Below are 24,321 nucleotides of genomic sequence, written 5' to 3' on the forward strand. Positions count from 1 at the left end.
AAGCCTTCCTTGGCCCGATGTCGGGTCCAAGTCAAGGAATCGTGGGGGAAATGGGGCGGGCTTCGATGACGACGAAGGCCTGCGCCCAGGGGTGATCGTCGGTCAGCGTCACATGCACGACGGCCCGATGGCCGGGCGGCGTCATTGCCGCCAGCCGATCCGCCGCCCAGCCGGTCAGATGCATCACCGGCTGACCCGTCGGCAGGTTCGTCACCGACATGTCCTTCCACGAGATGCCCATGGCGAGCCCGGTGCCGAGCGCCTTCGAACAGGCCTCTTTCGCGGCCCAGCGTTTGGCATAGGTGCCCGCGACATCGGCGCGGTGTTCGGCCTTGGCGATCTCGGTCTCGGTGAAGACGCGCTGGCGGAACCGGTCGCCAAAGCGCGCAAGCGTACCGGCGATGCGCTCGATATTGGCCAGATCCGAGCCGATGCCGAGGATCATTTCGCCCCGCCCTGCCGGGCCTTCTGCCGCGCCATCGCGCGGTGCTGGCTCGCCGCCCCCTGACGGTAGAAGAAATACGAGGCCGGGAAGGTGATGACGACAACCGCGCCCAGGATGACCGACCAGAGCACCGCATCGAAGCCCCGCAGCATCGTCAGCAGGGCGGGATCGCCAAGCGAGATCAGCACCAGAGCCGGGCCGAGCAGCATCAGGTTGATCGCCGTCGCCATCCCGGCAAAGCGCAATGTCTGCCCACGGTCGGGCAGGCCGCCCGTGCGCTTGCAGAAAAGCTGCCCCTCGATCAACGCGGTCATGAAGACGGGGATCGCCCCGCCGCCGACCATGCCGAGCCGGATCTGGGCATAGGTTTCCAGAAGCACCGCAATGCCCGAGACGATCAGCGTCATCAGGATCACGATCAGGGCGTAGCGCAGAATCGGCATGACGGGCTCCGGTATCGAGACTCAGCGGCGGGCTTCGTCCATCAGGCGGCGCATTTCGGCGATCGAGGCTTCGAGCCCGATGAAGAGCGCCTCGGCCATCAGGAAATGACCGATGTTCAGCTCCTTGATCTCGGGGATCGCCGCGACGGGTGCGACGGTTTCATAGGTCAGCCCGTGGCCCGCATGCACTTCAAGCCCAAGGCTGGCGGCCAGCGTCGCGGCCTTTTCGAGCGCCTTGAGTTCCGCATCGCGTTCGGCAAAGCGGCCCTCGTAATGCAGATCGCAGTAATGGCCGGTGTGCAGTTCGACCACCGCCGCGCCGATCGCGGCCGAGGCCTCGATCTGCCGCAGATCCGGGCCGACAAACATCGACACCCGCGCGCCAGCCTGCCGCAAGGGCGCGATATAGGCGGTCAGCCGGGCCTGATCGCCCGCGACATCGAGGCCGCCCTCGGTCGTGCGCTCCTGCCGCTTTTCCGGCACAAGACAGACCGCATGCGGCCGGGTGGCGAGCGCGATGCGCTGCATCTCGGCCGTGGTCGCCATTTCGAAATTCAGCGGGATCTTCAGATTCGCCTTCAGTTCCGCCATGTCGCTGTCGCGGATGTGGCGGCGGTCTTCGCGCAGATGCGCGGTGATGCCGTCGGCCCCGGCCGCCTCGGCCATCAGCGCCGCGCGCAGCGGGCTCGGATAGGCCGATCCGCGGGCGTTGCGGACGGTGGCGACGTGGTCGATGTTCACGCCAAGGCGCAGGGAACGGGTCATGGGAACCTCCGGTCAGATGGCATCACTATGACGAAGCACGACGTCCGAGGGAAGATGCCGCTCAGCCGTTATCCGGGACGTGATCAGCCGCCTCGGCCGCCTGCGCCCGCTTGGCCCGCAGCTTGGCCGAGCGCTCCTTCATGCGCTGACGGCGGCGGGTCTGATAGGCGGTCACCAGCGGCAGCGAGATGTAATAGCCCGCGAGCCCCGAGGCGAGGCCGGGCAGCAGACCGCCCAGAAGATAGGGCCAGAAGATGCCGCGGAAGAAATCGGCCATGCCCGCCCAATGCGTCTCCTCGACAGTGAAGGCGGCGATCAGGTTGTGACGAACATCGGCCAGCGCCTCGGCGAAGATCTGGATCAGGCCATCGGCCAGCATCGGATCGGCGGTCTGGCCCAGCATCAGATGGCCAAGCTTGATCGCCACCACCGCGATCACCGGAAACGTCAGCGGATTGCCGACGAGCGAGGCAAAGAGCGAGGCCAGCACATTGCCGCGCAAGAGCCGTGCCAACAGCGCCGCGCCGATCAGATGGATGCCGTAAAGCGGCGTGAACGAGATGAAAATCCCGGCAAAGACGCCCCGGGCGATCCGGTGCGGCTGATCGGGCAAACGGTTCAGCCGATGCCGGATATAGCTGACCGACCGACCCCAGCCACTGCGCGGCCAGAACAGATCCCGCGTGGACTGTCCCCAGGTCCGCTTCTCCCGCCGTTTGAAAACCACGTCTTGCCTTCCGTTCCCTCAGGGTCTGCGCGAAAGATCGCGCCAGCGCTGCACCTGCGCCACATCGGTCTCGGCTTCAAGGGCCGTCAGCAGCCGGTGCAGATGTTCCGCGTCACGCAACTCGACTTCTACGACAAGCGAGTAAAAGTCCGGTTTGCGATCGATGAAATTGAGGTCGGAGATATTGGCTTTCTGGGCGCCGATCAACGTGCAGATATGTCCCAGCACCCCGGCGTCGTTCGAGATCGTGATTTTCAGCGCGACGGAATAGACTGGCGGGTGGCTGCCCTCGTGCCAGTGCAGGTCGACCCAGCGCGCCGGCTGCTCTTCGAACTCTTCGAGCGCGGGGCAGTCGATGGCATGGATCACCACGCCCTGACCGCGATAGGTGATGCCGACGATGCGCTCGCCCGGCAGGGGCTGGCAACATTTGGCGCGGTGGAAGGTCTGATCCGCGGCAAGCCCGATCACCGCGCGACCGGGATCGACCGTCTCGGGACCACGGGCGGCCAGTTCCGGGTACAGCGCTTCGACCACTTCACGCGCCGTCAGCTCGGCCGAGCCGAGACGGGCCAGAACCTCGGTCTCGTCGGGCAGACCAAGGGTCTTGGCCGCGGTGCGCAACGCCTTGTCCGAGACCTTGCGGCCGACATGTTCAAAGGCGACGCGGGCCAGTTCCGCCCCCAGCTTCACGAAGCGGGTCCGGTCTTCCTCGCGCAAGCTCTTGCGGATCGAGGCCTTGGCGCGACCGGTGGCGACGATATCGAGCCAGGTCGCCTGCGGGCGCTGCCCGGCCGCGGTGATCACCTCGACCGACTGGCCATTCTTCAGCCGCGTCCAGAGCGGCACGCGAATGCCGTCAACCTTGGCACCAACGCAGGAATTGCCGATCCGGGTGTGGATCGCATAGGCGAAATCGATCGGCGTCGCGCCTTTCGGCAGCTTGATCACATCGCCCTTGGGCGAGAAGCAGAACACCTGATCGGAATACATCTCGAGTTTGACGTTCTCGAGGAATTCGTCGTGATCGCCCTCGGCGAAGCGTTCGGTGAGCGAGGCGAGCCATTTCGCCGGATCGACGGCAGAGGGGTTCAGCGCCCGTTCGCCATCGCGATAGGACCAATGCGCGGCCACCCCGGCTTCGGCGACTTCATGCATCTGCCGGGTGCGGATCTGCACCTCGACCCGCTTGCCATCGCGGCCCGACACCGTGGTGTGGATCGAACGATAGCCGTTCGTCTTCGGCTGGCTGATGTAATCCTTGAACCGACCGGGGACCGAGCGCCAGCGCTGGTGAATGAGCCCGAGCACGGCATAGCAATCGGGAACCGAACGGGTGATGACGCGAAAACCGTAGATGTCGGACAGCCGCGAGAAGGTGAGGCTTTTCTCCTCCATCTTCCGCCAGATCGAATAGGGGCGCTTGGCGCGGCCAAAGACATCGGCCTCGATGCCGGACTTTTCCAGCTCGTTGCGGATATCGGCGGTGATCTGCGAAATCACATCGCCCGATTCCTTTTGCAAGGAGACGAAGCGGCGGATGATCGAGGTGCGCGCCTCGGGGTTGATCACCTTGAAGGCAAGGTCTTCCAGTTCCTCACGCATCCACTGCATGCCCATCCGGCCTGCGAGCGGCGCGAAGATCTCCATCGTCTCGCGGGCCTTCTGCGCCTGCTTCTCGGGCCGCATGCTCTTGATCGTGCGCATGTTGTGCAGCCGGTCGGCCAGCTTCACCAGAATGACCCGCAGATCCTTCGACATCGCCATGAAGAGCTTGCGGAAATTCTCGGCCTGCTTGCTGGCCGAAGAACCCAGTTGCAGGTTGGTCAGCTTGGTGACGCCATCGACCAGTTCCGCGACTTCGGTGCCGAAAAGCCCCTCGACCTCGGTAAAGGTCGAGCGCGTGTCTTCGATCGTGTCATGCAAGAGCGCGGTGACGATGGTGGCATCGTCCAGCCGCTGTTCTGTCAGGATCGCGGCAACGGCAACGGGATGGGTGAAATAGGGCTCGCCCGAGTGGCGGAACTGCCCGTCGTGCATCTTCAGCCCATAGGCATAGGCGCGACGGATCAGATCGGCGTTGCAGCGAGGATTGTAGTTGCGAACGAGCGCGATCAGGTCTTCGACATCGATCATCCGCGCTCGTTACCCTCGTTCAGTCGCGACCCTGCGCATCCATCAGCGCGCGCAGCATGCGTTCTTCGTCCATGTCATCGACACGCGGGCGGTCGATCTCGCCCGACATCAGAAGCGCCATCGCGTCTTCTTCCGGCTCGTCGACCTCGATCTGGGTCTGGTTGCTTTCGATCAGACGCTCGCGCAGATCGTCGGCAAGCTGAGTTTCCTCGGCGATTTCGCGCAGCGCGACCACCGGGTTCTTGTCGTTGTCACGCTCGATGGTGATCGGCGCCCCGGCCGCAACCTCACGGGCGCGGTGGGCAGCAAGCATCACCAGCTCGAAGCGGTTCGGAACCTTGTCAACGCAATCTTCAACCGTCACGCGGGCCATCGGCAACTCCAGACGAAGGGGGAGGTGTGAACCCCCCATCTAGCCCCTTCCCGGGGCCTTTACAAGCCGCCCTGCCCGTCGAATGGAGCAGAAAACGGCACGAGTGCAGCTTTTTCGGCCGCGTCGAGGTCAGCGAGCATTTCGGAAACCGTCTTTCCGATGGCGGGATGACGCCACAAAGGCGCGATCTCGGCAAGGGGAATCAGCACGAAAGCCCGGTCGGCCAGACGCGGATGCGGCAGGATCAGCGTCTCGGGCGCGCGCTGCATCTGGGTCTCGAGCGGCAGGCTGCGCCAGGCGGCTTCCGTGCCGGGATCGGGGCGGATCAACTCGCCGTTGCCGAGCAGGTCAAGGTCGATCCCGCGCGACGCCCAGCGCTTGTCGCGCTGCCGTCCGAGCCGCGCCTCGATTCGGTGCAGGGCCTCCAGCATGGCTTCGGCGGGCATTTCGGCGGAAACCACGGCACAGGCATTGACGTAATCAGGCCCCGCTCCAGCCGGGAAAGCCGGGGAGCGCCAGAATCGGCTGAGTGCGCGCAGCCGAATCCCCTCCGCGGGCAACATTTTGAGCGCCGCAACCAGAGATTGCGGAGGTTTGCCTGCCATCGTTGCAAGATTCGCCCCTAGCGCTATCAAAAATGTGGTACTATCCATAAAGACAGATATCTCGGCCTCCCCGCGCTTGGTAGAAAGCGCTGCTGAACTGGTTCTTGCGGCGTATTGGGTAAAATTATTTTTCCCCGTCAACCACTCCGGACGCCGCGCCGCGGAGCCACGACGAAAGGACTTATAATGTTTTACAAGGACGAAAGGCTGGCCCTTTTCATCGACGGGTCCAACCTCTACGCCGCGGCGAAAGCGCTCGGCTTCGACATCGACTACAAACTGCTCCGTCAGGAATTCGAGCGTCGCGGCAAGCTGGTTCGGGCGTTCTACTACACGGCACTGCTGGAGAACGAGGAATACTCGCCGATCCGGCCGCTCGTGGACTGGCTACACTACAACGGTTACGCGATGGTGACAAAGCCCGCCAAGGAATACACCGACTCGATGGGTCGGCGTAAGGTCAAGGGCAACATGGACATCGAACTGGCGGTGAACGCGATGGAACTCGCGCCGCGGCTCGACCATGCGGTGCTGTTCTCGGGCGACGGCGATTTCCGCCCGCTCGTCGAAGCGCTGCAGCGCATGGGCGTGCGGGTCTCGGTCGTTTCGACGATCCGCAGCCAGCCGCCGATGATCGCGGATGAACTGCGCCGTCAGGCCGACAACTTCATCGAACTCGACGCGCTGCGCGAAGTGATCGGGCGTCCGCCCCGCGAGCCGCGCGAAGTTCCGGCTCCCGTCCCGGCGGCCGACACGACCGAGGCCTGAGCCTCGCGACAGATCAAAAAGGCGGCGGTCCACTCCCGCCGCCTTTTTCATGTCCGGCGTCAGAACGGACAGGGCGCGGTGAAGGTCATGAACTGCCCGCCATCCGGGTGACGCAGCCGCAGGCTCTCGGCATGCAGCATCAGCCGCGGAAAATCGCGCGCGGGGCCGGTGGCGTAAAAGGGATCGCCCAGGATCGGGTGCCCCAGTTCCAGCATGTGCACCCGCAGCTGATGGCTGCGCCCGGTCAGCGGATTGAGCCGCACCCGCGTCGTGCCATCGGGATCGTGGCGCAGCACCTTCCAGTCGGTCTGCGCGGGCTTGCCGTTTTCATGATCCACATGCTGCTTCGGCCGGTTCGGCCAGTCGACGCAGAGCGGCAGGTCGACCCGGCCCGCCTTCGGCTCCAGATGCCCCCAGAGCCGCGCCAGATAGTGCTTCTTCGTCTGCCGGTTCTCGAATTGCAGCCCCAGATGCCGCTGCGCATGCGCGGTCAGCGCAAAGACCATCACCCCCGAGGTGTCACCGTCGAGCCGATGCACCAGAAGCACCTGTGGAAAGGCGCCCTTCAGCCGCTCGATCAGACAATCGGCCTTGTGATCCCCCTTGCCCGGCACCGAAAGCAGCCCGGATTGCTTGTCGACCACGAGGATCTCGTGATCGGCATGAAGAATGCGCGGCGGCTCCGCGGGCGGGGAATAAAGGTGCTCGGTCATCGGCCCGGCATGGCGCGGAGCGGTCGCGGCGTCAAGCTTCAGAGCGTGCCGAAGACTTCGGCAAGGATCGCTTCAAGCGCTTTTGCATCCGCCTCGGTGAAGGCATCGGGTTGATCGCTGTCGATGTCGAGCACGCCGATCAGCCGCCCGCCTGCGCCGAAGACCGGAATCACCAGCTCGGACCTGGTCGAGGAGGAGCAGGCGATATGGCCCGGAAAGGCCTCGACATCGGGGACAAGCTGGGTACGGCCTTCGCGCGCACAGGCGCCGCAGACGCCGCGCGTGAACGGAATCACAAGGCATCCATGCCCCCCTTGATAGGGGCCGATCTTGAGTACGCCCGGTTCGGTGACGCGATAAAAGCCGGTCCAGTCGAAGCGGTCATCGGCATGGTGAATTTCGCACGCGAGCGTGGCCATCAACGCCACCTCGTCGGTTTCCCCCTCTGTCAGGGCTTTGATGGTGCGTGCGAGCGTCGCGGGATCAAAGGTCATGGGTCTTCCTTCATTCTTTCCGCCAGATACGGATTGGTAAGCTTTCGCCCTTAGGCTGACGCAAATCCTTCGAGGCCGGAGAGGCAAGATGAATCTTTATGCGGAATCACGCGGAGGCGCACTGGTCGTTTCGGTGAACGAGGAACGCCTCGACGCCGCGATCGCGATCCGGTTCAAGGAACGCATGCGCGAAGTCACCACCCAGCCGGGGGGGCGGGTGGTGCTGGACATGTCGCAAGTGGAATTCCTCGACAGTTCCGGGCTGGGGGCGGTTGTGGCGGTGATGAAATCTCTGGCGCCGGACCGGCGGCTGGAACTGGCGGCGCTGACGCCGAATGTCGAACGGGTGTTCCGGCTGACACGCATGGATTCCGTCTTTGCCATGCATGAGAACGTCGAAGCGGCACTTCGGGCGGGGCTGCGCCATGTTGGCTGATCGTTCGCAACCCAATCGCGCGTCGACCGAGACACCAAGGCCGGAGCCGAAGATCTTTCACCATTCCTTCGAAGCCGATGCCCTGTCGGTTCGCTTTGCGCTGCGCACGGCGCTGGCGCGGTTCCTGCGGCAATTGTCGCAAGAAGAGGCGGGCACGCTGGAACTGGTTCTGGCGGAAGTGCTCAACAACATCGTCGAGCATGGCTATGGCGACAGCGGGCATGGCACGATCACCCTGTCGCTGGTGCGCGACCACCGCGGGCTGAGTTGCTCGATCAGCGATGACGGGGTGGAACTGCCGCATTCCTGCCTCGACCTCGGCATCGACGATTCCCGGCGTCCCGAACCCGATACCCTGCCCGAAGGCGGCTTTGGCTGGTTCCTGATCCGCGATCTGGTGGAGGATCTGGGCTACCACCGTGAAAACGGTCGCAACCTGCTGGCGTTCCGGCTGCCGCTGAAACCGGGCAACGTCAGTTGAGCTGGAACTGCAGCGGGTAACGACCGTCCTCGAAATCCCCGAAAAGGTCGCTCAGATCGGGGTGATCGACCGGCTCGCCCGAATTGTCGGCAACAAGGTTCTGCTCCGACACATAGGCGACGTAATAGGTCTGATCGTTTTCGGCCAGGAGATGATAGAAGGGCTGATCCTTCGCGGGGCGGCTCTCCTCGGGAATCGCCTCGTACCAGGCGTCCGTGTTGGAAAACATCGCGTCCACGTCAAATACGACACCTCGGAACGGGTGCTTGCGGTGCCGAACAATCTGGCCGATGTGATATTTGGCAAGCGTGGTCTGCATGGTAACCCCCGGTCATAAATTCTAAACCTTCAGGCAGGGTCTGTCCATGTGCACCCCTGCACCGGACAAGAAACAATCTGTGGATTCACGCCCAACAGTTCTCACGGCATCGCGACACGGTTTCGCTTTCGTTGCGGGCCGAAATTTCCTAGAATGTCGCAAAACAAAGCCGAGCGGGCAGAGCAGACATGAAAAAAATCCTGATGTTGGCCGTCCTCGTGGCCGTTGCCTCCTGTGGCGGCGGGGGCAAAGCGCCGCGCAATCTTGACAACGCCTGCCTGCTGGAGCGCGAAAAGCCCGCCTATTTCAAGGCCATGCGTCGCGCCGAACGGCGCTGGGGCGTGCCGGTGCATGTGCAAATGGCGACGATCCATCAGGAATCCAAGTTCATCCCCAATGCCAAGACCCCGCACCGCTATGCGCTTGGCGTGATCCCGATCGGGCGGCAAAGCTCGGCCTATGGCTTCAGTCAGGCGCTCGATTCAACCTGGGAAGACTACAAACGCGAGACCAACTCCTGGGGCGCAAAGCGCACCCGGATCACCGATGCGACCGACTTCATGGGCTGGTACATGGACGGCTCGTCCGACAAGCTCGGCATCTCGAAATGGGACGCGCGGGCGCAATATCTCGCCTATCACGAGGGCCGCAGCGGCTATGCCAATGGCAGCTACAACGACAAGGGCTGGCTTCTGGCCGTCGCCGACAAGGTCGCCGCCCGCGCCGAGATGTATCGCGCTCAGCTGAATTCCTGCGGCGGCTGAGCACGAATCACTTCTTCCGCGCGTCCGTCTCTGCCGAAATCGAGAACATCAGCGAGCCCGGATCGACACCGGGTTTCAGCTGATCAAGGATCACCGCCGTCTTCTGACCGGCATCATCGGTGATCACCCATTGCCGCAGCGCCACCGGATTGGCCGAGAACAGAAGCCGGATCGAGCCATATTCCGGGTGCTCCGGGTCTTGCGCCACCACCGCGGTATTGGCGCCATCTTCCTCATGCCCGACGACCATTTTCGCCTGTCCAAGGTCGATCTTGTCGGCCAGGATCAGGTTCAGCGGCGTGCGCTTGAGCGGATATTGCTCGGCGATCTGGTTCGATTTCGGATCGAAGATCGCCACCTGCCCGCCCGAGGCCAAGACCAGCGTATCGTCATTCGCATATTCGAACCGCATCCGGCCGGGGCGCTTGATGTAAAGCTTGCCGGTCGCTTTCGAGCCGTCCGAATTCACCTGAGTGAACTGCGCCTCGGCGGTCGTCAGCCCGTTGAGATAGGCCGAGATATCGGCCAGCGGGATCTTGTCCGCCCAGGCCGGGGCGGCAAGGGCAAGCATGAGGACGGGTGCAAGGGCGTAACGCATCAGGGTCATGGCGCAAACTTACCGCAGATCGGGCAAAGAAAAAGCCCCGCGCGGGTCACATCGCGCGGGGCCGGCATCACTTTCCTGCGCCCTCAGTGTTCGGGCACGAGGATTTCGCGCTTGCCCACATGGTTGGCGGGCGTGACCACGCCCTGCTCTTCCATCTGTTCCACCAGTCGCGCGGCCTTGTTGTAGCCGATGCCCAGCTTGCGCTGGATGTAGGAGGTCGAGCACTTGCGGTCCTTGATCACGATCGCCACCGCCGTATCGTAAAGCGCATCTTCCGCATCGTTGGCTCCACCGCCAAGGCCCAGCACCGCATCGATGTCGGACGCCGCTTCCTCGTCCGGCCCCTCGACCACGCCCGACATGTATTCGGGCGGCCCGAAGCTCTTCAGATGGCTGACGATTTCCTCGACTTCCTCATCCGAGACGAAGGGCCCGTGGATCCGGGTGATGCGCGACCCGGCGCCCATGTAGAGCATGTCGCCCATGCCCAGCAGCTGTTCGGCGCCCTGCTCGCCCAGAATGGTGCGGCTGTCGATCTTCGAGGTCACCTGGAACGAAATCCGGGTCGGGAAGTTCGCCTTGATCGTGCCGGTGATCACGTCCACCGAGGGACGCTGCGTCGCCATGATCAGGTGAATGCCCGAGGCCCGCGCCATCTGCGCCAGACGCTGGATGCAGGCTTCGATTTCCTTGCCCGCGACCATCATCAGATCGGCCATCTCGTCGACGATGACGACGATATAGGGGAAGGGCCGCGGCTGGAATTCCTCGGTCTCGAAGACGGGTTCGCCGGTCTCCTCGTCAAAGCCGGTCTGCACGGTGCGCTTGAAAAGTTCGCCCCGGTCCATCGCTTCGCGGACGCGGCCGTTGTAGCCCTCGATGTTGCGCACGCCCATCTTCGACATGCGGCGGTAGCGTTCCTCCATCTCGCCGACGACCCATTTCAGCGCCACGACGGCCTTTTTCGGGTCGGTGACGACGGGTGACAGCAGATGCGGGATGCCGTCATAGACGCTGAGTTCCAGCATCTTCGGGTCGATCATGATCAGACGGCATTCCTCGGGCGAGAGCTTGTAAAGCAGCGACAGGATCATCGTGTTGATCGCCACCGACTTGCCCGAGCCGGTCGTCCCGGCGATCAGCAGGTGGGGCATCTTCGCCAGGTTCGCCACCACGGCCTCGCCCGCGATGTCCTTGCCGAGCGCCAGCGGCAGCCGCATGTTGCTGTCGCCGAAATCGCGCGCCGAGAGGATTTCCCGCAGCACGACTTTTTCGCGATGCGCATTCGGCAGTTCGATCCCGATCACCGAGCGGCCCGGAACGGTCGAGACGCGGGCAGAAAGCGCCGACATCGAGCGCGCGATGTCATCGGCCAGACCGATCACGCGGCTCGCCTTCAGCCCCGGCGCCGGTTCCAGCTCGTACATGGTGACGACCGGACCGGGCCGAACCGAGACGATCTCGCCCTTGACGCCATAATCATCGAGCACGCTTTCCAGCATCCGGGCGTTTTCTTCCAGCGCATCATCCGAAAGTTGGTGGCGCTGGATCGTGCCCGGGTTGGTCAGCAGGCTGAGCGGCGGCACCTCATAGGCGGGCTTTTCCGGCGCATCGAAGCGCAGGGTCGGCTGTTCCTCGGCGATCGCCTGTTTCGAGGGGGTGACGGGCTTGCGCGTGGGGGCCACGACGCGACGCTCGGGCGCGGGCGGGGCAACCATGGCCCGCTGCGCCGAGATCTTCGGCATCGGCGCGGGCTGCGGCTGATCCTCGCCGAGATCGGAGAAGACGTTGCGCTCGAAAGCCTCCTCTTCCCAGGTTTCTTCGACCGTCACCTCTTCGACGGGGCGCATGGACATCATCGGCTGCGACCAGTCCGGTTCCTGCGGCGCCTGCATCGGCGGCGCCATCACGGGCGGCACGGCCATCAACGGGGCGGTGACCGGCGGGGCCGCCGAGGCGGTGCCGGGCATGTAACGCGGACGCGCCTGCAGCGGCGGCTCCACCCGCTTCAGCGGGGCAGCCGGGGTCTTCGGGCCACGAGCCAGCCGGGCCGAAACCGCCGCCAGAACCGAGGCCGGAGCCGGATCGACCGGCGCCTCGGGCTGCGGCGCATAGACGGGTTCAGCGACCATGCGCGGCGCATAAAGGCCGGGCTCGGCGCGCATCTGCGGCGCAGCCATCGGCGCTGCAGCCGCGGCGGGCATCGGCGCCGAGGTGGGCACGGTCGCGCGGGTCTTCACCGCCTGCAGGATACGGGCCTTGATCCGGTCTTGCGACGGGGCCTCGGCCTCGGGCATCTGCCAGGCCTGCATCGGCTCGACCAGTTCCGCCTCGGGGGCGTAAGTGTCGTAGTCGTCATATTGATATTCGGGCTCGGGCTCGGCTGCCCGCCGCACGCGCGAGGCCACGGCGGCCCGCACGATATCGGCTCGCTGCGGCGCGGGGCGGTCCTGCGCCGACTGCCAATCCTGCTGCGCCTGCCACGCCGCCTGCTGCTGCGCAAAAGCCGCCGCAGAGGCCCGACGTTCGCGCGCCGTCTCGGCCGCATCCCGCGCCATCCGCACCGAAGCCGAGGCACCCTTGCCCAGCGCGGTCATCGCCGCCGCATAGCTGGACACGGTTCCAAGCAGCATGAAGCGTCCGGCGGCGCGCAGTTCGGCCCGGTCGAAACCGGTGACGAAAAGCGTGATCAGCAGTGTCATCAGCGCCATCACAACGGTCATCAGCTTCAGCCCGATCGAGCCTTCGACCGGCGAAAGCCCCAAAAGCGAGCCCGCGATCATGTCGCCGAAATTGCCGCCCAGACCATAGGCACGGCCCCATTCGGCCCCCGGCACCAGCAGCGCCGCATAGACCGCCGCAACCGCGATCGCGATCGGCAGGAAAACCATCCGCCCCGTCACGCGGTCTTCGCCGCGATGCAGAACATGGCGCACGCCCCAGATCGCCAGCGACACCGGCAAAAGCCAGGCGCCGCGACCGACGATCACGATCAGCGGCGAGGCGATCCCCGCCCCGATCCGGCCCAACCAGTTCTGCACCGGCGCGTCGGAAACCGCCATCCAGCTCGGGTCCTCGGGCGAATAGGAGGCCAGCATCAGCGTCGTCGCCACGGCGAGCACGAGGAAGACCACACCCAGAAGCTCGCGCCCGCGGCGTTCCAGAACGGCTTGCGTGTCCTGGTCGAGCAGCGGTTCGCGTTGCCGAGCTTGAAAGGATGCCATGCTGAACCCTCCTTACGTGAACAGGCAGTCGCGCAGCTTGATCAGCCCGCGCCGCGTTTCTTCTCTTGGGGCGACCAGAGCCACCCGGATATAGCCCTTGCCGGGGTTTTCGCCATCCACATCGCGGGCCAGATAGGCCCCCGGCAGGACGCGCACCCCGGTTTCGGTCCAAAGCTTCAATGCCGCTTCCTCGCCGTTCTCGACCGGCAGCCACAGGAAGAAGCCGCCCTCTGGCAAACGGAAGCTGTTGACACCGCTGAAGATTTCCGCGGCATCGGCGTATTTCTCCGCGTAAAGCGCGCGGTTTTCGATCACATGCGTCTCGTCGGCCCAGGCGCGTTCCGAGACGCGTTGAATCGGCTGCGGCAGAGGCGCGCCGGCATAGGCGCGCAGCTGACGAATGCGCTTCATCGCCTCGGGGCCACCGGCGCAGAAGCCCGAGCGCAGACCAGGCAGGTTCGAGCGTTTTGACAGCGAATGGAAGATCACTACACGCTCGGGGTCAGTGCCGATCTCGGCGGCCACTTCGATCGCGCCGGGCGGCGGGGCCGTGCGCCAGAGTTCCGAATAGCATTCATCCGAGAACAGCCGGAAATCATGCTTTTCCGCCAGCGCCAGCAGCCGGGCCAGATAGTCGCGCGAGGCGACCGAGCCCTGCGGATTGGCGGGCGAGCACAGATAGGCGATCGTCGTGCGATCAAGGATCTCGGCGGGCAGGCTTTCGTAATCGGGCAGGAAGCCGGTCTCCTCGCTCGCCGGAACAAAGACCACCTCGGCCCCCACGGTCGCGGCGGCGACGGCATAGACCTGATAGAAGGGGTTCGGCACCAGCACCACAGGGCGCTTGCCGCGCTTGGTTTCCGGGCAAAGCGCAATCGCCGCGTTGAACAGCCCCTCGCGCGTGCCATTGAGCACCATCAGCCGGTTCTGCGCCACCTCGACCTTGTAGCGCCGCCCGATCCAGCCGGAGATGGCCGCCAGAAGCTCGGGCGTGCCGTCATTGGCCGGATATTGGCCGAATTCCGCAAGGCTCGCCGCCAGAACAGGGCCGACGAAATCGGGCATCGGATGGCGCGGCTCGCCGATGGTCATGGCAATGGCCTCGCCCCCCGCCTTGTGGTGGTCGAGCAGCGCCCGCAACCGCGGAAACGCATATTCGGGCAGGTTCGCGAACCGCTCGGGAAACTCCATCATTTGCCTCATGCTCGGGGTCGTTTCGCCCCGTTGTCCATGGAAACTACCCAAGCTTGTGGGGCGCGTCCAGAAAAAGCGCATGGCCTGGCCCCCGGCCTGCGACAGAATGTGACTTTTCAGCCGAGCGCAGCTTCCGCCGCAAGCCCCAATCTGCACAAGGCCTCTTCGCCCATCGGCTTGCCCATCAACGAAATTCCGCACATCGGCTCGCCCGTGGGCAGGGTCAGCACGCACAGCCCGAAAATGTTGCCGATGCGGGTATTGCGCAGCGCCAGCAGGTTTTCGGCGGCGAAATAGGTCGGATCGGTGAGCAGACGGGCCGCGTCGGGCGGCAGGATCGGCGCGGTGGGCACCAGAACGGCATCGTATCCGGCCACTGCCGCCTGCCATTCGGCACGGTAGCGCGCCAGATCGTCCCAGGCCTTCACATAGTCTGCCGCGCCAATGTCGGCCCCGCCGCGGAAGCGCTGCAAGATCACCGGGTACATCTTCTCGGGCGCGGCCTCGATCACCTCGGCCCAAAGCCCGTAAGCCTCTGGCGCGAAAAGGATCCCCGAAAGGTCCATCGCGGGCCCGACCATCGGCAACGCCCGGCGCTCGATCCGCGCACCGGCCTTTTCAAGGCGCTTCACCGCCGCTTCGAACCCGCGCACCGGAGCCTCGCGGGCCGAGGCGAAAGGCAGACCGTCAAGCACCAGAAGCCGCGTGCCCGCCAACGTCGCCTCGCGCAGATCGGGGGCTGCCCGGCCCTCAATCGCCGCCAGAACCAGCGCGCAATCCTCGACCGTGCGGGCCAGCGGCCCGACCGTGTCGAAGCGCTTGCACAAAGGCACGACACCCCGGGTGGAGACCCGGCCCGCGGTCGTCTTCAGGCCCACCAGATCGTTCCACGCGGCCGGGATCCGCACCGAGCCGCCGGTGTCCGAGCCCACCGCCGCCGCGGCCAGCCCGAGCTTCACCGACACCGCCGCGCCGGAACTCGATCCGCCCGGCGCCAGCCCCGCGGTCACCGCATTCGGCGGCGTCGCGGTCATCGGGTTGATGCCCAGCCCCGAAAACGCCAATTCCGTCATATGCGTTTTGCCCAGACAGAGCGTGCCCATCAGCGTCGCGGTCTGCAACACCTCGGCATCCGTCCCGGGCACCCGGCCCGCCAGCAGTTGCGAGCCCGCCTCGGTCGCGATCCCCGCCGTATCGAAGAGGTCTTTCCAGCTCAGCGCGATGCCCTCAAGCGGCCCGCGCGCCAGACCGCCCCGCAGCCGGGTCCGTGCCGCCATCGCCTCGGCCCGCGCGCGTTCGGGGGTCAGCCGGGCATAGACATCCGTCCGGCCCTCGGCCGCGTCCAGATAGGCCTCGACCATGTCGACAGGATCAAGCCTGCCTTCCGCCATCGCCTGCCCCTGCGTAGCGGCCGACCAGAACCGTTCCAGCATCGCAACCCCCCTTCGTTTTGCACAGGCTAACCATCGCGCGGGCAATGGACAATCCCGTCGCCCGCGCCATATTGGGCGCATGACACAGGTTCACGACGTTCTCATCGCTGGCGGTGGTCTGAATGGCCCCGCGCTTGCCCTTGCCCTTGCGGCTGCGGGCCTTTCCGTCACCGTGATCGACGCCGCCCCCGCGCAGCGCCGGGCCGAGGATGCTTTCGACGGTCGCGCCTATGCGCTGGCGCTCGCGTCGCAAAAGTTGCTTGCCGCGCTTGGCGTCTGGCCCGCGGTGGCCGCGCAGGCGCAGCCGATCAATGACGTGAAGGCTTTTGACGGCCGCCCGGGCGAAGGCGCCGCACCGTTCTTTCTGCATTTCGACAGCCGCGAGCTGGATCAAAAGCCGGTCGGCTACATGCTGGAAGACCGCTTCCTTTATCGCGCCTTCCTCGCCGCGATGCAGGCCAACCCCTTGATCACGCTCATTTCCGAAACCTCGGTCGTGGCGCAGGATGTCGTGCCCGGCGCCGTCCGGGTGACGCTTTCGACGGGCGAAACCCTGTCGGGCCGGGTGCTGATCGGGGCGGATGGGCGCCGCTCGGGCGTGGCCGAACGGGCCGGGATCGGCCGCGAGGGCTGGGGCTACGGCCAGACCGCCCTTGTCGCCGCGATCGCGCATGAAAAACCGCATGAGGGCATCGCCTATCAGCTCTTCATGCCGAACGGGCCGCTGGCGATCCTGCCCTTGCCGGGCAACCGCTCCTCGATCGTCTGGAGCGAGACGGAGGCCAATGCCGCCACAATCGCGAAACTGTCCGATGCCGATTTCATGGAACTGGTGAAGCCGCGTTTTGGCGATTTTCTGGGCCAGATCAGCCTTGTCGGGCCGCGCTTCAGCTATCCGCTGAATCTGACGCTCGCCAAGGCCTATGCCGCGCCGCGCGTCGCGCTGGTGGGCGATGCGGCGCATGGGGTGCATCCGATTGCCGGGCAGGGGCTGAACCTCGGTCTGCGCGATGTCGCGGCTCTGGCCGAGGTGCTGATCGAGGCGATGCGGCGCGGCGAAGACATCGGTTCGATCCACACGCTGGAACGCTTTCAGATGTGGCGCCGCTTCGATGCGACCACGCTCGCGCTTGGCATGGACACGGTCAACAAGCTCTTTTCCAACGATAATCCGGTGCTGCGGGCCGGGCGGGATCTGGGCATGGGGATCGTGCAGGCGATCGGCCCGCTGCGCCGCGGCTTCATGCGGCAGGCGGCAGGCATTGCCGGTCCGCAGCCGAAACTGTTGCAGGGGCGGCAGATCTAGTCGAGCCGCCGCGCCTCGTCGACCAGCATGATCGGAATGCCGCGGCGTATCGGAAACGCCAGCCCCGCGGCTTTCGACACCAGTTCCTGCCGTTCGGCATCAAAGCACAGCGGCGCCTGCGTCAGCGGGCAGACCAGCGCCTCGAGCATGCGGCGGTCGAACCCGCCGCGCTCGGTCTCGGGGACAAGCTGCGGCAGGCCCTCGGTCATTGCGGCCGCTCCTCGATGCCACCGTGCAGCACGAATTCCATCAGCGTCACAAGGGTTTCGCGCCGCGTGGGCAGGCTGGGCGCCTCCAGCAGCGCCTGCTTGTCCTCGGGCTCGAAGGGCAGCAGCATCGAGAGCGCATTGATCAGGAATTCATCCTCGGCATCCTTCAGCGCCTCCCAATCGGTATCCAGCCCCTGCGTGTGCAGATAGCGGCCCAGCAGGTCCAGAAGCCCCTCGCGGTCGAAGCCGGGGTCATGCTCGGGATTGCCGATGTCGCGGGGGAAATCGGTCCAGCCGATCTCGGCGCGGATATAGGGGGTGTCGCCGGAGACTTCGCGCTGCAGGCGGAACCGCGACACGCCCGAGAGCGTGATCATGTAGCGGCCATCTTCGGTTTCGGAAAAACCGGTCAGACGGCCGGCGCAGCCGATGGTCGACAATTTCGGCGTGCCGTCGCGGCCTTTGCAGGGCTGGATCATGCCGATCAGCCGTTGCGGGGTCGCCATGCAATCTTCGATCATCTGCAGGTAACGCGGCTCGAAGATATGCAGCGGCAGCCGCCCCCGGGGCAGCAAAAGCGCCCCCGGAAGCGGGAAGAGCGGGATCTGGGCAGGCAGGTCACTGGGTTTGATCATCCGCATCAGATAGCCCGCCCCCGCGTTCAGGCAAATATCATCGACGACAAACGCCGCCGCCCTTTGACCGCGATCGGGTCGGCAGGCTTCAGGCTGTCGAAGATGGTGAAAAGCTGGGTCTTGGCCGCGCCCTCGCTCCACTCGCGGTCGCGGCGGAAGAGTTCGAGAAGCTCCTCCACCGCCTCTTCGACCTGACCGGCCGCATGCAGTGCGGTGGCGTGATCGAAGCGGGCCTGATGATCGTTCGGATCGGCGGAGAGTTTCGCCTTGAGCTCGTCCAGCGGCCCGGCCTTCGCGGCTTGCTTCGCCAAGGCGAGCTGCGCGCGGGCGGCTTCGACCGGGGCGGCGGTCGCGATCTTCGCGGGCGCGCCCGCAAGGATCAGCTCGGCCTGATCAAGATTGCCCGCCGCGAGATGGGCGCGCACCAGACCACTGTAGGCTTCGGCATTCTCGGGCTCTTCGCCCAGAATCGCGGCAAAGGTCTCTGCCGCGTCAACCGCCGCCCCTTCGGCCAGCATTTCCTCGGCCGCGGCCAGCGCCTCGCCCAGACCGCCGTCACCCGCCAGACCGGCCAGCTTTTCGACGAAGGCCTTGACCTGCGAGGCGGGAAGCGCGCCCTGGAACATGTCGACCGGACGGCCCTGATAAAAGGCGACGACGGTCGGGATCGATTGCAGCGGCAGACCCTGCTGCGCCAGCACCTGCGCCAGACGCTGGTTCTCGTCGACGTTGATCTTCGCCATCACCACGCGGCCCTTGAGCGCGTTGACGGCTGCTTCCAGCTGCGGCCCGAGCGTCTTGCAGGGGCCACACCAGGGCGCCCAGAAATCGACGATGACCGGCACGGCCATCGAGGCATCAACCACCTCGGCCATGAAGGTCGCCTCAGAGACATCCTTGACGAACGTTTGCGCGGGTTTCGTGTCGGTTCCGAACATGGAGGTCCTCTTTTTGGATCTTTGCCCCTATATGCGCTGCCGCCCGGGCCGCGCCAAGGGGCGCGTGTGGTCAAAGATCGAATGTGGCAAAGACCGGCGCGTGATCCGAGGGCTGTTCCCAACCCCGCGCGGCACGCAGGACGCGGCTTCCATGCGCTGCGCCCGCAATGTCGGGCGTCGCCCAGATGTGATCGAGACGGCGGCCCTTGTCTGCCGCATCCCAATCGGGCGAGCGATAGGACCACCAGGAATAAAGCTGCCCCTCGGGGATGTTGGCGCGGGTCACATCGACCCAGCCCCCCGCCTCCTGCGCCGCGGCCAGATGGTCGACCTCGATCGGCGTATGCGAGACGATCTTCAAGAGCGCCTTGTGGTTCCAGACGTCATCTTCGCGCGGCGCGATGTTCAGATCGCCGACAAGGATCGCCCGATCCGGCCGCTGGGCATGGAAATCGTCGCGCATATGGGTCAGAAAATCGAGCTTCTGGCCGAATTTCTCGTTCTCGGCGCGGTCCGGAATGTCGCCGCCCGCAGGAACGTAGAAATTGTGGATGGTGACGCCGTTTTCGAGCCGCCCGGCAATGTGGCGGGCATGTCCCAGGTTCGCGTAATCGCCCGCCCCCGCCTCGACCATCGGCAGCTTCGACAGGATCGCGACACCGTTATAACCCTTTTGCCCGCGCGCGACATGGTAGCGATAGCCCAGCGCGGCAAAGGCCTCGAAGGGGATCTTTTCGACCGGGCTCTTGCATTCCTGCAGGCAGAGCACGTCGGGCGCCTCCTCGGTCATCAGCTTGCACACCAGCGCCTCGCGCAGGCGGACCGAATTGATGTTCCAGGTGGCAAGGGTGAAACTCATGGGCAGGCTCCTTTGGGCTGCGCGAGCATCGCCCGGCGCGGCGGAAAGGGCAAGCCTTCGGGCGCGGCGCTTTGGAGCAGAGCGTGGAAAGAGGCGTATTTGGAACAAGAAGAAATATGGGCTTCTTCTTGGTTCAAATACGCCTCCTTGCTGCGTCAGGGGCGCGTCGGCCGGATCAGTCTGCCCAGCCGGAGATCGACTTCACTTCGCAGAATTCCTCGATGCCCCAGCGGCCGCCCTCGCGCGCGCGGCCCGAGGCGCGCACGCCCCCGAAGGGCGCCCCTGCCCCGCGGCTTTGCCCGTTCATCTCGACCATGCCGGAGCGCAGGAGCCGCGCCAGCCGGTTGCGCCGCGCGCCGTCTTGCGATTGCACGTAGTTGGTCAGACCGTAGGGCGTGGCATTGGCAATCTCGACCGCCTCGGCCTCGGTGTCGAAGGGCATGATCGAGAGGACCGGGCCGAAGATTTCCTCGCGCATCACCGTCATCTCGGGGGTGACATCGGCAAAGACCGTCGGGCGGATGAAGAAACCCTTGTTCAGCCCCTCGGGGCGGCCAAGGCCCCCGGCCACAAGGCGCGCCCCTTCCTTGATCCCGGTTTCGATCAGGCCCTGGATCTTTTCGAACTGCGCCGCGTTCACCACCGGGCCGATGTGGCGGCCCGGTTCATGCGCCGAACCGATCTTGATCGAGGCGGCGACCTCGGCCGCGATTTCCACCGCGCGGTCGTACAGCGGGCGCTCGACCAGCATCCGTGTCGGCGCATTGCAGCTTTGGCCCGAGTTGTTCATGCAATGCCGCACACCGCGCGCCACCGCCTTGTCATCCGCATCGGCAAAGACAAGGTTCGCCCCCTTGCCGCCGAGTTCGAGACAGACCCGTTTCAGCGTCGCCGCTGCGGCTTGGCTGATCGCCTTGCCCGCGCGCGTCGAGCCGGTGAAGGAGATCATCTCGACATCCGGGTGGGTCGACAGCTGCGTGCCCACCCCAAGCCCATCGCCGTTCACGAGGTTGAAGACGCCCGCGGGCACCCCCGCCTCGTGCACGAACTCCGCAAACAGCAGCGAGGACAGCGGCGCCTCTTCCGAGGGTTTCAGAACCATCGTGCAGCCAGCGATCAGCGCCGGGATCACCTTCAGCGTGACCTGGTTCATCGGCCAGTTCCACGGCGTGATCAGCCCGACGACGCCCACGGGTTCATAGGCGATCATCGCCCCCGGCGTGCCCTCGCCCAGCGGATGCACCCACTCGAACTCCTGCGCGGCCCTGATGAAATTCGAGATATGCCAGATGCCCGCCCCCACCTGACTTTCGCGGGCGAAGTCGATGGGCGCGCCCATCTCGAGGCTCATCGCCGCCGCCATCTCCTCGCCCCGGGCCTGATAGATCGCGAGAATGCGCTCGACCGCGGCCAGACGTTCGGCGGGCGGCGTCGCGGCCCAGCCCGGACCCGCGCGCAGGGCGGCCGTCACCGCGGCATCGGTATCGGCCTGATCGCCGAGCGAGATGATCGCGCAGGGCTCCTCGGTCGAGGGATCGATGACGAAATGATCGCGCGGCGCCTCCGGCCCGACCCATTTCCCGTCGATGTAGAACTGGCGTTTCTCGATCATGGCACACTCCCTTGTTGGCCCCAGCCTGACAGCGGATCGCGCGTGAAACAAGCCGCCTGCCGAAAAATTTGATCAAATTATTTTGCGTCGATCTGGTAACCAAAACTTACCAGTCATGCAGTTTCGGCATCGCGGCATTGCCCAATCCCCGGATTGTGCAAATGCAGCATAAGGCGCAAGTTATCGGTAACGGCGGGATGGTCCTGCCGGAGACCGAAAGACGAAAAGATGCCCCTCGCTTCTGCCCAAGCCCTGCCCCGCTCTGTTCCGCTGTTTGACGCGATCGCCCGCGCCGTTGCCCAATTCCGCGAAATCCGTGCGCAACGCCGCGCCTATGTTGCCCTGCTGGAAGAATTCGACCGCATGACGGATGCCGACTGGTTCGACCTTGGCCTGTCGCGCCACAATGCCCGTGATCTGGCCCGCCACACTGTCTACGGGCGCTGAACCGCCCCTCGGCCGCAAGCCGAAAAGCAAAAGCCCCCGCGCGAGCGGGGGCTTTGCCATTTCTGACGGAAGCGATCAGCCCTCGGGCTGCTCGTCCTTGGCCTTGGTTTCCGGCGGCAGTTCCGCACCGGTCTCCTGATCGACCATCTTCATGCCAAGGCGCACCTTGCCGCGATCGTCGAAGCCGAGCAGCTTGACCCAGACTTCCTGACCTTCCTTCAGCGCCTCGTTCGGGTGGTTCAGACGCTTGCCCGCGATTTGCGAGACATGAACCAGACCATCGCGCTTGCCGAAGAAGTTCACGAAGGCGCCGAAGTCGACCAGTTTCACCACTTTGCCGCGGTAAACCTTGCCTTCTTCCGGCTCCGCCACGATCGAATAGATCATGTCATAGGCCTTCTTGATGCTGTCGGCATTGGCCGAAGCGATCTTGATCACGCCGTCGTCGTTGATGTCGACCTTGGCGCCCGAGACCTCGACGATCTCGCGGATCACCTTGCCGCCCGAGCCGATCACTTCGCGGATCTTGTCGGTCGGGATCTGCATCGTCTCGATCCGCGGCGCATGGGCCGAGAATTCCTGACGGCCAGCCGAGAGGGCCTTCGACATTTCGCCAAGGATGTGCATGCGGCCGTCTTTCGCCTGCGCGAGAGCCTGCTGCATGATTTCCGGGGTGATGCCCGCAACCTTGATGTCCATCTGCAGCGAGGTGATGCCGTTTTCGGTCCCCGCTACCTTGAAGTCCATGTCGCCAAGGTGGTCTTCATCGCCGAGGATGTCGGTCAGAACCGCCCAGCGGCCATCGTTTTCGAGGATCAGACCCATGGCCACGCCAGCCACCGGGGCTTTCAGCGGCACACCGGCGTCCATCATCGAGAGCGAGCCGCCGCAGACCGAAGCCATCGACGACGAGCCGTTCGACTCGGTGATCTCCGACACGACGCGGATCGTGTAGGGGAAGTCGGTCGGCGCCGGAAGCACCGCCTGCAGCGCGCGCCAGGCGAGCTTGCCATGGCCGATCTCGCGACGGCCGGGCGAGCCCACGCGACCCACTTCGCCGACCGAATAGGGCGGGAAGTTGTAGTGCAGCAGGAAGTTGGAGCGGAAGTTGCCGTTCAGCGCGTCGATGATCTGTTCGTCATCGCCGGTGCCGAGGGTGGTCACGACCAGACCCTGGGTTTCGCCGCGGGTGAACAGCGCCGAGCCGTGGGTGCGCGGCAGCAGGCCGACTTCCGCCACGATCGGGCGGACGGTGCGGTTGTCGCGGCCGTCGATGCGGGCGCCACCGTTGATGATGTCACCGCGCAGGATGCCCGATTCCAGCGCCTTGATCGCCGAACCGAGGTTGATGTCGGCCAGGTCTTCTTCCGAAAGCTTCGACTTGATCAGATCGACGGTCGCCGAGATCGCGTTCGAACGCTCCTGCTTGTCCTTGATCGCGAAGGCCGCACGCATTTCGGCTTCGCCCGCGGCTTTCACCCGGCCGAGCAGCGCCGAGTAATCGGGCGCGTCGAAATGGAAGGGCTCTTTCGCGGCATCTTCGGCCAGCGAGATGATCAGGTCGATCACCGGCTGCATCTGCTCGTGACCGAACTTCACCGCGCCGAGCATCTCGTCTTCGGTCAGCTCGTAGGCTTCCGATTCCACCATCATCACGGCGTCTTTGGTGCCGGCGATGACGAGGTCGAGGCGCTGCTCCGGGTTGTCGCGCAGCTTGGTCATGTCGTCCATGGCCGGGTTCAGCACATAGGCGCCATGGGCAAAGCCCACGCGCGCGGCGCCGATCGGGCCCATGAAGGGCACGCCCGAGATCGTCAGCGCGGCCGAGGCGGCGATCATCGCGACGATGTCGGGATCATTGACGAGGTCGCACGACAGCACGGTGGCCATCACCAGAACTTCGTTCTTGAAGCCCGGGACGAAGAGCGGACGGCAGGGACGGTCGATCAGACGCGAGACCAGCGTTTCCTTTTCCGAAGGACGCGCCTCACGCTTGAAGAACCCGCCGGGGATCTTGCCGGCGGCGTAGTATTTTTCCTGATAGTGCACGGTCAGCGGGAAGAAGTCCTGCCCCGGCTTCGCCTCCTTGGCGAAAGTGACGTTGGCCATGACCGAGGTTTCGCCCAGAGTGGCGATGACCGAGCCGTCAGCCTGACGGGCAACCTTGCCCGTTTCCAGCGTCAGCGTCTCACCGCCCCACTGGATCGATTTTTTCGTAACGTTGAACATCAGCGTTTCCTGTCTGGGAGCACGCATGGGACCTTCCCATGTCTCCCGGCATATGGCGGCCCCATTGCCGCCGCCCCCCAATCCTTTGCATGCGCCCGGGGGGAGTGGGCTCACGTCGCAGATTGTGCGCCCTTACAGGAAAATGGGGCTTTTGGGAAG

At 65.0% G+C, this 24,321-nt stretch carries 26 protein-coding genes; 6 read left to right on the forward strand and 20 right to left on the reverse strand.

Features of this window, described 5'->3' with window-relative positions; genetic code table 11:
• Positions 1–31: 31 nt before the first annotated feature.
• The 7 genes from acpS to folK form a co-directional block, all read right to left on the reverse strand.
• Entirely contained in the window at positions 32–445 is a 414-nt protein-coding gene (gene acpS / locus C8J30_RS15765; protein ID WP_110806801.1) for a holo-ACP synthase, read from the reverse strand.
• Positions 442–888 (reverse strand): ABZJ_00895 family protein, encoded by a 447-nt coding sequence (locus C8J30_RS15770; protein ID WP_110806802.1) that lies wholly within the window; start codon positions 886–888, stop codon positions 442–444. The genes acpS and C8J30_RS15770 overlap by 4 nt, the downstream gene beginning before the upstream one ends.
• 21 nt (positions 889–909) lie before the next feature.
• The gene (locus tag C8J30_RS15775) at positions 910–1,653 is read right to left on the reverse strand and encodes a pyridoxine 5'-phosphate synthase (protein ID WP_110806803.1); all 744 of its coding nucleotides are present in this window, start codon (positions 1,651–1,653) and stop codon (positions 910–912) included.
• A gap of 61 nt (positions 1,654–1,714) precedes the next feature.
• On the reverse strand, positions 1,715–2,380 hold the full coding sequence (locus C8J30_RS15780; protein ID WP_110806804.1) for a DUF2062 domain-containing protein: 666 nt from the start codon (positions 2,378–2,380) through the stop codon (positions 1,715–1,717).
• An 18-nt stretch (positions 2,381–2,398) separates the two neighbouring features.
• On the reverse strand, positions 2,399–4,516 hold the full coding sequence (locus C8J30_RS15785; RefSeq protein ID WP_110806805.1) for a RelA/SpoT family protein: 2,118 nt from the start codon (positions 4,514–4,516) through the stop codon (positions 2,399–2,401).
• A 19-nt stretch (positions 4,517–4,535) separates the two neighbouring features.
• Positions 4,536–4,889: a DNA-directed RNA polymerase subunit omega gene (rpoZ, locus tag C8J30_RS15790; protein ID WP_110806806.1), complete on the reverse strand. Its 354-nt coding sequence runs from the start codon at positions 4,887–4,889 to the stop codon at positions 4,536–4,538.
• Positions 4,890–4,948: 59 nt separating this feature from the next.
• Positions 4,949–5,635, reverse strand: coding sequence for a 2-amino-4-hydroxy-6-hydroxymethyldihydropteridine diphosphokinase (gene folK, locus C8J30_RS15795; RefSeq protein WP_245909862.1), 687 nt, complete (start codon positions 5,633–5,635; stop codon positions 4,949–4,951).
• Positions 5,636–5,680: 45 nt separating this feature from the next.
• Between folK and C8J30_RS15800 the strand changes: the two genes are divergently transcribed.
• Positions 5,681–6,262 carry a LabA-like NYN domain-containing protein gene (locus C8J30_RS15800; RefSeq protein ID WP_110806808.1) on the forward strand — a complete coding sequence of 194 codons (582 nt, stop codon included), beginning with the start codon at positions 5,681–5,683 and terminating at the stop codon, positions 6,260–6,262.
• Between the two features lie 59 nt (positions 6,263–6,321).
• Here C8J30_RS15800 and C8J30_RS15805 read toward each other — a convergent pair whose 3' ends face one another.
• On the reverse strand, positions 6,322–6,975 hold the full coding sequence (locus C8J30_RS15805; protein ID WP_110806809.1) for a pseudouridine synthase: 654 nt from the start codon (positions 6,973–6,975) through the stop codon (positions 6,322–6,324).
• Between the two features lie 38 nt (positions 6,976–7,013).
• Positions 7,014–7,469 (reverse strand): GAF domain-containing protein, encoded by a 456-nt coding sequence (locus tag C8J30_RS15810; RefSeq protein ID WP_110806810.1) that lies wholly within the window; start codon positions 7,467–7,469, stop codon positions 7,014–7,016.
• 88 nt (positions 7,470–7,557) lie between these two features.
• Between C8J30_RS15810 and C8J30_RS15815 the strand changes: the two genes are divergently transcribed.
• Positions 7,558–7,905 carry an STAS domain-containing protein gene (locus C8J30_RS15815; RefSeq protein ID WP_110806811.1) on the forward strand — a complete coding sequence of 116 codons (348 nt, stop codon included), beginning with the start codon at positions 7,558–7,560 and terminating at the stop codon, positions 7,903–7,905.
• Positions 7,895–8,386, forward strand: a complete 492-nt coding sequence (locus C8J30_RS15820; protein ID WP_181420914.1) for an ATP-binding protein — start codon at positions 7,895–7,897, stop codon at positions 8,384–8,386. The genes C8J30_RS15815 and C8J30_RS15820 overlap by 11 nt, the downstream gene beginning before the upstream one ends.
• On the opposite strand, the gene hspQ is transcribed toward C8J30_RS15820, so the two are convergent.
• The gene (gene hspQ / locus C8J30_RS15825; protein WP_110806813.1) at positions 8,379–8,705 is read right to left on the reverse strand and encodes a heat shock protein HspQ; all 327 of its coding nucleotides are present in this window, start codon (positions 8,703–8,705) and stop codon (positions 8,379–8,381) included. The genes C8J30_RS15820 and hspQ overlap by 8 nt on opposite strands.
• A gap of 188 nt (positions 8,706–8,893) precedes the next feature.
• Here hspQ and C8J30_RS15830 point away from each other — a divergent pair, with 188 nt between their 5' ends.
• Positions 8,894–9,469: a transglycosylase SLT domain-containing protein gene (locus C8J30_RS15830; protein ID WP_110806814.1), complete on the forward strand. Its 576-nt coding sequence runs from the start codon at positions 8,894–8,896 to the stop codon at positions 9,467–9,469.
• Between the two features lie 7 nt (positions 9,470–9,476).
• Here C8J30_RS15830 and C8J30_RS15835 read toward each other — a convergent pair whose 3' ends face one another.
• From C8J30_RS15835 to C8J30_RS15850, 4 genes are all read right to left on the reverse strand, one after another.
• The gene (locus C8J30_RS15835; RefSeq protein ID WP_110806815.1) at positions 9,477–10,076 is read right to left on the reverse strand and encodes a LolA family protein; all 600 of its coding nucleotides are present in this window, start codon (positions 10,074–10,076) and stop codon (positions 9,477–9,479) included.
• A gap of 83 nt (positions 10,077–10,159) precedes the next feature.
• On the reverse strand, positions 10,160–13,300 hold the full coding sequence (locus tag C8J30_RS15840) for a DNA translocase FtsK (RefSeq protein WP_110806816.1): 3,141 nt from the start codon (positions 13,298–13,300) through the stop codon (positions 10,160–10,162).
• A 12-nt stretch (positions 13,301–13,312) separates the two neighbouring features.
• A complete protein-coding gene (locus tag C8J30_RS15845) occupies positions 13,313–14,491 on the reverse strand; it encodes an aminotransferase class I/II-fold pyridoxal phosphate-dependent enzyme (RefSeq protein ID WP_110806835.1) in 1,179 nt (392 codons plus the stop codon).
• A 119-nt stretch (positions 14,492–14,610) separates the two neighbouring features.
• The gene (locus C8J30_RS15850) at positions 14,611–15,927 is read right to left on the reverse strand and encodes an amidase (RefSeq protein ID WP_110806817.1); all 1,317 of its coding nucleotides are present in this window, start codon (positions 15,925–15,927) and stop codon (positions 14,611–14,613) included.
• 79 nt (positions 15,928–16,006) lie between these two features.
• On the opposite strand from C8J30_RS15850, the gene C8J30_RS15855 reads away from it, so the two are divergent.
• Positions 16,007–17,233 (forward strand): UbiH/UbiF/VisC/COQ6 family ubiquinone biosynthesis hydroxylase, encoded by a 1,227-nt coding sequence (locus C8J30_RS15855; RefSeq protein ID WP_110806818.1) that lies wholly within the window; start codon positions 16,007–16,009, stop codon positions 17,231–17,233.
• On the opposite strand, the gene C8J30_RS15860 is transcribed toward C8J30_RS15855, so the two are convergent.
• From C8J30_RS15860 to C8J30_RS15880, 5 genes are all read right to left on the reverse strand, one after another.
• Positions 17,230–17,442 (reverse strand): Trm112 family protein, encoded by a 213-nt coding sequence (locus C8J30_RS15860; RefSeq protein ID WP_110806819.1) that lies wholly within the window; start codon positions 17,440–17,442, stop codon positions 17,230–17,232. The genes C8J30_RS15855 and C8J30_RS15860 overlap by 4 nt on opposite strands.
• Positions 17,439–18,077, reverse strand: a complete 639-nt coding sequence (locus C8J30_RS15865; protein WP_110806836.1) for an LON peptidase substrate-binding domain-containing protein — start codon at positions 18,075–18,077, stop codon at positions 17,439–17,441. Before C8J30_RS15865 ends, C8J30_RS15860 begins: the two co-directional genes overlap by 4 nt.
• A gap of 26 nt (positions 18,078–18,103) precedes the next feature.
• The gene (locus C8J30_RS15870) at positions 18,104–19,015 is read right to left on the reverse strand and encodes a tetratricopeptide repeat protein (RefSeq protein ID WP_110806820.1); all 912 of its coding nucleotides are present in this window, start codon (positions 19,013–19,015) and stop codon (positions 18,104–18,106) included.
• A gap of 70 nt (positions 19,016–19,085) precedes the next feature.
• Positions 19,086–19,874, reverse strand: a complete 789-nt coding sequence (locus C8J30_RS15875) for an exodeoxyribonuclease III (protein ID WP_110806821.1) — start codon at positions 19,872–19,874, stop codon at positions 19,086–19,088.
• A 175-nt stretch (positions 19,875–20,049) separates the two neighbouring features.
• On the reverse strand, positions 20,050–21,486 hold the full coding sequence (locus C8J30_RS15880; protein WP_110806822.1) for an aldehyde dehydrogenase family protein: 1,437 nt from the start codon (positions 21,484–21,486) through the stop codon (positions 20,050–20,052).
• Positions 21,487–21,714: 228 nt separating this feature from the next.
• On the opposite strand from C8J30_RS15880, the gene C8J30_RS15885 reads away from it, so the two are divergent.
• The gene (locus C8J30_RS15885; RefSeq protein WP_110806823.1) at positions 21,715–21,933 is read left to right on the forward strand and encodes a hypothetical protein; all 219 of its coding nucleotides are present in this window, start codon (positions 21,715–21,717) and stop codon (positions 21,931–21,933) included.
• Positions 21,934–22,008: 75 nt separating this feature from the next.
• Here C8J30_RS15885 and pnp read toward each other — a convergent pair whose 3' ends face one another.
• Entirely contained in the window at positions 22,009–24,162 is a 2,154-nt protein-coding gene (gene pnp / locus C8J30_RS15890) for a polyribonucleotide nucleotidyltransferase (protein WP_110806824.1), read from the reverse strand.
• Positions 24,163–24,321: the final 159 nt, after the last annotated feature.

This window comes from Rhodobacter viridis (genome assembly GCF_003217355.1).
GTDB classification, from domain to species: domain Bacteria; phylum Pseudomonadota; class Alphaproteobacteria; order Rhodobacterales; family Rhodobacteraceae; genus Rhodobacter; species Rhodobacter viridis.